The organism is Streptomyces flavofungini, from assembly GCF_041028215.1.
Classification (GTDB): Bacteria; Actinomycetota; Actinomycetes; order Streptomycetales; family Streptomycetaceae; genus Streptomyces; species Streptomyces flavofungini_B.
The window spans coordinates 1-5,840 of sequence record NZ_JASKYR010000425.1 but is presented as its reverse complement, the minus strand read 5'-3'; the positions used below and the strand labels follow the sequence as shown (position 1 = coordinate 5,840).

Here is a 5,840-nt window from a genome sequence, read left to right as displayed (position 1 = left end):
CGTCGGAATTCTCCCGGCCGCACAAGTGCTGAACTGGGGAAGGACCGGATCAAGGAACGTGCGGGCGGGAGGCAGCGGGTGCCAGGACGCGACAGCGGGCGCAGGCTCGGCGCGGCGGACATCGGTGAGCGGCTGGGGGAGCGGGCGACACTCGTGCAGTTCTCCAGCGCCTTCTGCCAGCCCTGCCGCGCCACGCGCAGGGTCCTCGCGGACGTGGCGGCGATGGTCCCGGGCGTGGCGCACGTGGAGATCGACGCCGAGGACCGCCTCGCGCTCGTACGGGAACTGCGCGTCGAGAAGACGCCGACCGTGCTCGTCCTGGACGCGCTCGGCCAGGTGGTGCGCCGCGCCGCGGGGCAGCCCCGCAGGGCCGATGTGATCGCCGCGCTCGGGGAGGCGGTGTGACCTCGCAGCGCACCGCGTGCCAAGGGCCGGTCCGTGACACTTCTTTCATCTTCCGGGACCGACTTGACTGTACGAACCACCTGTCGCGAGCCTGCTGGCATGCCCAGGGACCTCCTTCTGTACGAGCGCGTCCATGTCGACCTCGTCCGCCACGCGGGCGCGCGCTGTCCGCGCCGCTGAGCACCGACGTCTCCGCTCGTACCTCCGGCAGAAGGACAACTCCATGACGGCATCGCCCGCCATAGGCGCCCGCACCGCCACCCCCGACCTGCTGCGCTCGGTCTTCCGGCGGCACGCGGCGGGGGTCGCCGTGATCACGGCGAGCCACGACGGCCGCCCCGTCGGCTTCACCGCCACCTCGCTGACCTCCGTCTCCGCCGAGCCGCCGATGATCTCCTTCGGTATCGGCACCGGCGCTTCGAGCTGGCCCGCGATCAGCGAGGCCGGACACATCGGCGTCCACATACTCGGCGAGCACCAGCAGGAGCTCGCCGCCACGTTCGCACGCAGCGGGGCCGACCGCTTCGGCGCGCCCACCGAGTGGCACGAGGGGCCCGAAGGGGTGCCGGTGCTCGGCTCCACGCTGGCCTGGATGGTCTGCCGGATCGTGGCCCGGGTGCCCGCGGGCGACCACCGGCTCGTCCTCGCGGAGGCCGTCGCGGGCGACCCGACGGGCGAGGGGCGGCCGCTGCTCTACCACCACGGCCGCTTCAACGCGCTGCGCGACTGACGCAGGCTCCGGGAGTTCCCGGAACGGCCCTTCGGAGGCCGATCGCGGCGCGTTGGGAAGGTCACAGTTCAAAGCGCTTGCTCAGCGGGAATGAACTGGGTGTACTCATGAGTAATATTTCGATCGGAACGGGGCCTCCCCGACCGGGGGCAATCGCTCCAGGCGCCTATGCTGCCTGCAGGAAGGCAGTGGCCGAAGCCAAGGCAGCAGCCCAGTAAAGACGATGCAGTAGGAGAGCCGGCGTGAGCTTGAGGATCGTTGTCTGTGTGAAGTACGTGCCCGACGCCACCGGCGACCGGCACTTCGCCGATGACCTGACCGTCGACCGCGACGATGTGGACGGGCTGCTGTCGGAGCTCGATGAGTACGCCGTGGAGCAGGCGCTGCAGATCGCCGATGCGGCGGACGACGCGGAGATCACCGTGCTGACCGTGGGTCCGGAGGATGCCAAGGACGCGCTGCGCAAGGCGCTGTCGATGGGCGCGGACAAGGCGGTGCATGTGGAGGATGAGGACCTGCACGGCTCCGATGTGATGGGGACCTCGCTGGTGCTGGCCAAGGCGATCGAGAAGACCGGCTATGACCTGGTCATCGCGGGCATGGCGTCCACCGACGGCACGATGGGTGTGCTGCCCGCGATCCTGGCCGAGCGGCTGGGTGTGCCGCAGGTGACGCTGCTGTCGGAGGTCTCGGTCCAGGACGGCGTGGTGCGCGGGCGCCGGGATGGTGATGCCGCCTCCGAGCAGCTGGAGGCGGCGCTGCCGGCGGTGGTGTCGGTGACCGACCAGTCCGGTGAGGCCCGCTACCCCTCCTTCAAGGGCATCATGGCCGCCAAGAAGAAGCCGGTGCAGGCGCTGGACCTGGGGGATCTGGACATCGAGGCGGACGAGGTGGGGCTGGCGGGCGCCTGGACGGCGGTGGCCTCGGCCACCGAGCGTCCGGCCCGCACGGCCGGCACGATCGTCAAGGACGAGGGCGAGGGCGGCAAGCAGCTCGCCGACTACCTCGCGGGCCAGAAGTTCATCTGAGCCCCTTCCCCCGCCGACCGCCCCCTTGCCCTCTCGTCCGTCATTCTTCGCAGGAGATTGAAGTCCCATGGCTGAAGTTCTCGTCTATGTCGACCACGTGGACGGTGCCGTCCGCAAGCCCACCCTGGAGCTGCTGACGCTGGCCCGCCGGATCGGTGAGCCGGTCGCGCTCGCGCTGGGCTCCGGCGCCGCCGGCACCGCCGCCGCGCTGGCCGAGCACGGCGCGGTGCGGGTACTGACCGCCGAGGCGGCGGAGTTCGCCGACTATTCGGTGGTGCCCAAGGTGGACGCGCTGCAGGCGGCGCACGCCGCGGTCGCGCCGGTGGCGGTGCTGGTGCCGTCCTCGGCCGAGGCCAAGGAGATCGCCGCCCGGCTCGCGGTGCGCCTGCAGTCCGGGATCATCACCGACGCGGTGGATCTGGAGGCCGGTGAGGAGGGTCCGGTGGCCACCCAGTCGGTGTTCGCCGCCTCCTACACCACCAAGTCCCGCATCACCCGCGGCACGCCGGTCATCACCGTCAAGCCCAACTCCGCCGCGGTGGAGGCCGCCCCGGCCGCCGGAGCGGTGGAGGCGCTGGAGGTCACGTTCTCCGCGCAGGCCACCGGCACCAAGGTCACCGCGCGGACCCCGCGGGAGTCCACCGGACGCCCGGAGCTGACCGAGGCCGCGATCGTGGTCTCCGGCGGCCGCGGGGTCAACGGCGCGGAGAACTTCTCGCTCATCGAGAACCTCGCCGACTCCCTGGGCGCGGCCGTGGGCGCCTCCCGTGCCGCGGTGGACGCGGGCTGGTATCCGCACTCCAACCAGGTCGGCCAGACCGGCAAGTCGGTCTCCCCGCAGCTCTACATCGCCTCCGGCATCTCCGGTGCCATCCAGCACCGGGCGGGCATGCAGACCTCCAAGACCATCGTGGCCATCAACAAGGACGCCGAGGCCCCGATCTTCGACCTCGTCGACTACGGCGTGGTCGGCGACCTCTTCGAGGTCGTCCCCGCCCTCACCGAAGAGGTCAAGACCCGCAAGGGCTGACCCCACCGCTCGTCCGAGCTACGAGACGTGTGTACGAGGGCCCTCGCCCCGCCCGTGTGGCGCGGGGCGAGGGCCCTTCGTGCGTCAGGGGGCAGAGCTTCAGGGAGTCAGAGCGTCAGGGTCGCCTGCACCGGCAGGTGGTCGCTCGGGAACTGTCCGCCGAGCGAGAAGGTGTTCACCGACGCCGCGTGCACCCGCGCCGTGGGCCGCGTCAGGATCCAGTCGATGCGGTTGCCGCCCGGGGTCAGCGGCTTGTAGCCGTGGTAGGTGGCGTACGCCTTGCCGCGCACCTTTGCCGCGTCCCAGGTGTCCACCAGACCGGCGCGCAGCAGCGTGTCGTAGGCCGCGTTCTTGTGGGCGGTGGCGTTGAAGTCGCCCGTCACGATGAGCGGCTTGGCCTTGTCGAGACGGCCGATGCGTTCGGCGATCAGCGTCGCGGAGCGGGCGCGCGCGTTCTGGCTGATGTGGTCCAGGTGCGTGTCCAGGACGTACAGCTCGCCGTTGGTGTTCAGGTCCCTGAAGCGGACCCAGGTGGCCATGCGGACCGAGCGGGCGCCCCAGGTGTTCGACCCGATGACGTTCGGGGTGTCGGAGAGCCAGAAGTGGTCGTACTCCAGCGGCACCAGCCTGCGGACGTCGTAGAAGACCGCCATGAACTCGTCGCGGCTGCCCCCTCCGGTGCCGGTGCCGATCCAGTCGTAGTCCGCGCCGAGATCGGACTCGATGTTCCGCAGCTGCGCGTACAGGCCCTCCTGGGTGCCGATGATGTGCGGCCTCGCGCGGAGCAGCAGCTCCTTGGTGACCGGGCGGCGCTGGGTCCAGGTGTGCGGGGGATTCTCGCTCGCGAAGCGGAGGTTGAACGTCATGACCTCAAGACGGGCCTCGGGCGCGTGGGAGCGGGGCCGCGCCGGTGCCGCGTACGCCGGGCCGCCGGACAGCGCCCCGCCGGACACGGGCAGCGCCACCGCCGCGGCGAGCGCGGCCCGCAGGCCGGTACGGCGCGAGAAGCGGGAGTCGATCGGCACACGGTCTCCTTGGGTTCGGGCCGCACGACCTCGACCGTGGGCGCGCGGGATGGGGCCACCCTGGCCAAGAAGGCCGCCCGTACGGCCCGGGACACGCGTGAACCGCCGCGGTGCGCTACGGATGCAGGACACGAGAGGGTGTTGACCAGCACGAAGAGCGCGGATAACTTCGCTATACGGATTACTGATTCCGTGAAGCGGAAATGCCGGGCGCGGCACCGAGTGTGTGGAGGATGCAGCAATGGGTCAGCAAGAGCAGGTGGCGACGAGCCTCGCCGGCGCGGTCAGCGAGGGCATCAGCGCTTCCCTCGCCCCCGTGGACGCGGAGCTCGACCGCCGCTACCCCGGAGACCCCGGCACCCGCCAGCCCGTTCACACCGTCTACGTCCCCGGCGAGCAGTTCACCGCCGCGTCCATCCGCACCTGGGGCGACGCGGCCCTCGCGATGCTCGACGAGCACGCCCCCGACGCCGCGACCTTCGCCTCGGTGCTCGGCCTCGACGGAAGCCTCGCCGACGCCGTCTACACACGCGTGCGCGCCAAGCTGGAACGCGAGCCCGTCGAGGACCTGCGCATCGACTTCGAGGACGGCTACAAGGGCGCCGACGAGGACCAGGACGCCGCCCGCGCGGCCCGCCTGGTGGCCGAGGCGTACCGGAACGGCACCGCCGCCCCGTACATGGGCATCCGCATGAAGTGCATGGAGGCGGCCGTGCGCGACCGCGCCATCCGCACGCTCGACGTCTTCCTCTCCGGCCTCATGGAGGCGGGCGGCCTCCCCGAGGGCCTCGTCCTGACGCTGCCCAAGGTGACCTACCCCGAGCAGGTCACCGCGATGGTGCGCCTCCTTGAGGAGTTCGAGAAGGCGCGCGGCCTGGAGAACGGCCGGATCGGCTTCGAGATCCAGATCGAGACCAGCCAGTCCATCCTCGCCACCGACGGCACCGCCGCCGTCGCCCGCATGATCCAGGCCGCCGAGGGCCGTGCCACCGGCCTGCACTACGGCACCTTCGACTACAGCGCCTGCCTGCACGTCAGCGCCGCCTACCAGGCCAGCGACCACCCGGCCGCCGACCACGCCAAGGCCGTGATGCAGGTCGCCGCCGCGGGTACCGGCGTACGCGTCTCCGACGGCTCCACCAACGTCCTGCCCGTCGGCTCCACCGAGCAGGTCCACGACGCCTGGCGGCTGCACTACGGCCTCACCCGGCGCGCCCTGGCCCGCGCCTACTACCAGGGCTGGGACATGCACCCCGGTCACATCCCCACCCGCTACGCCGCCGTGTTCGCCTTCTACCGCGAGGGCTTCGAGGCCGCCGCCGCGCGCCTCGCCGCCTACGCGGGACACCACGCGGGCGGCGCCGTCGCCGACGAGCCCGCCACCGCCAAGGCCCTCGCCGGTTACCTGCTGCGCGGCCTGGACTGCGGCGCCCTCGACGCGGGCGAGGTCACCCGCCTCACCGGTCTGACCCTGGCCCGCCTCCAGGGCTTCGCGGGGCCGCGCCGCGGCGACCTCACGGGCAAGTAGCCGCTGGGGCCCGTCGATCAGAACTCCTGACCACCGCCGCCGGGGCGCCGAGCCCCGGCGGCGGCGTCGTTCAGCCCGCGGGCGGCAGCTCGCC

General features: G+C 71.7%; 6 protein-coding genes. 5 read left to right on the top strand and 1 reads right to left on the bottom strand.

What is annotated here, in order from left to right:
* Window positions 1-33 precede the first annotated feature (33 nt).
* The 4 genes from AB8Z36_RS25780 to AB8Z36_RS25765 all read left to right on the top strand — a co-directional run bounded on the left by AB8Z36_RS25780 (window position 34) and on the right by AB8Z36_RS25765 (window position 3,193).
* Window positions 34-405, top strand: a complete 372-nt coding sequence (locus tag AB8Z36_RS25780) for a thioredoxin family protein (RefSeq protein ID WP_369215767.1) — start codon at window positions 34-36, stop codon at window positions 403-405.
* A gap of 223 nt (window positions 406-628) precedes the next feature.
* Window positions 629-1,135: a flavin reductase family protein gene (locus tag AB8Z36_RS25775; RefSeq protein WP_369215766.1), complete on the top strand. Its 507-nt coding sequence runs from the start codon at window positions 629-631 to the stop codon at window positions 1,133-1,135.
* A gap of 242 nt (window positions 1,136-1,377) precedes the next feature.
* Window positions 1,378-2,163 carry an electron transfer flavoprotein subunit beta/FixA family protein gene (locus tag AB8Z36_RS25770; RefSeq protein WP_369215765.1) on the top strand — a complete coding sequence of 262 codons (786 nt, stop codon included), beginning with the start codon at window positions 1,378-1,380 and terminating at the stop codon, window positions 2,161-2,163.
* 67 nt (window positions 2,164-2,230) lie between these two features.
* Complete coding sequence (locus AB8Z36_RS25765; protein WP_369215764.1) at window positions 2,231-3,193, top strand: electron transfer flavoprotein subunit alpha/FixB family protein; 963 nt, start codon at window positions 2,231-2,233, stop codon at window positions 3,191-3,193.
* 107 nt (window positions 3,194-3,300) lie between these two features.
* On the opposite strand, the gene AB8Z36_RS25760 is transcribed toward AB8Z36_RS25765, so the two are convergent.
* Complete coding sequence (locus AB8Z36_RS25760; protein ID WP_369215763.1) at window positions 3,301-4,218, bottom strand: endonuclease/exonuclease/phosphatase family protein; 918 nt, start codon at window positions 4,216-4,218, stop codon at window positions 3,301-3,303.
* A gap of 241 nt (window positions 4,219-4,459) precedes the next feature.
* On the opposite strand from AB8Z36_RS25760, the gene AB8Z36_RS25755 reads away from it, so the two are divergent.
* Entirely contained in the window at window positions 4,460-5,746 is a 1,287-nt protein-coding gene (locus AB8Z36_RS25755) for a DUF6986 family protein (protein ID WP_369215762.1), read from the top strand.
* The last annotated feature ends 94 nt before the right edge of the window (window positions 5,747-5,840 follow it).

What these genes read in the sequence shown, in the direction of transcription:
- AB8Z36_RS25775 (WP_369215766.1), top strand. Translation starts at nt 629, where the DNA reads ATGACGGCATCGCCCGCCATAGGCGCCCGCACCGCCACCCCCGACCTG.
- AB8Z36_RS25755 (WP_369215762.1), top strand. Translation starts at nt 4,460, where the DNA reads ATGGGTCAGCAAGAGCAGGTGGCGACGAGCCTCGCCGGCGCGGTCAGC.
- AB8Z36_RS25765 (WP_369215764.1), top strand. Translation starts at nt 2,231, where the DNA reads ATGGCTGAAGTTCTCGTCTATGTCGACCACGTGGACGGTGCCGTCCGC.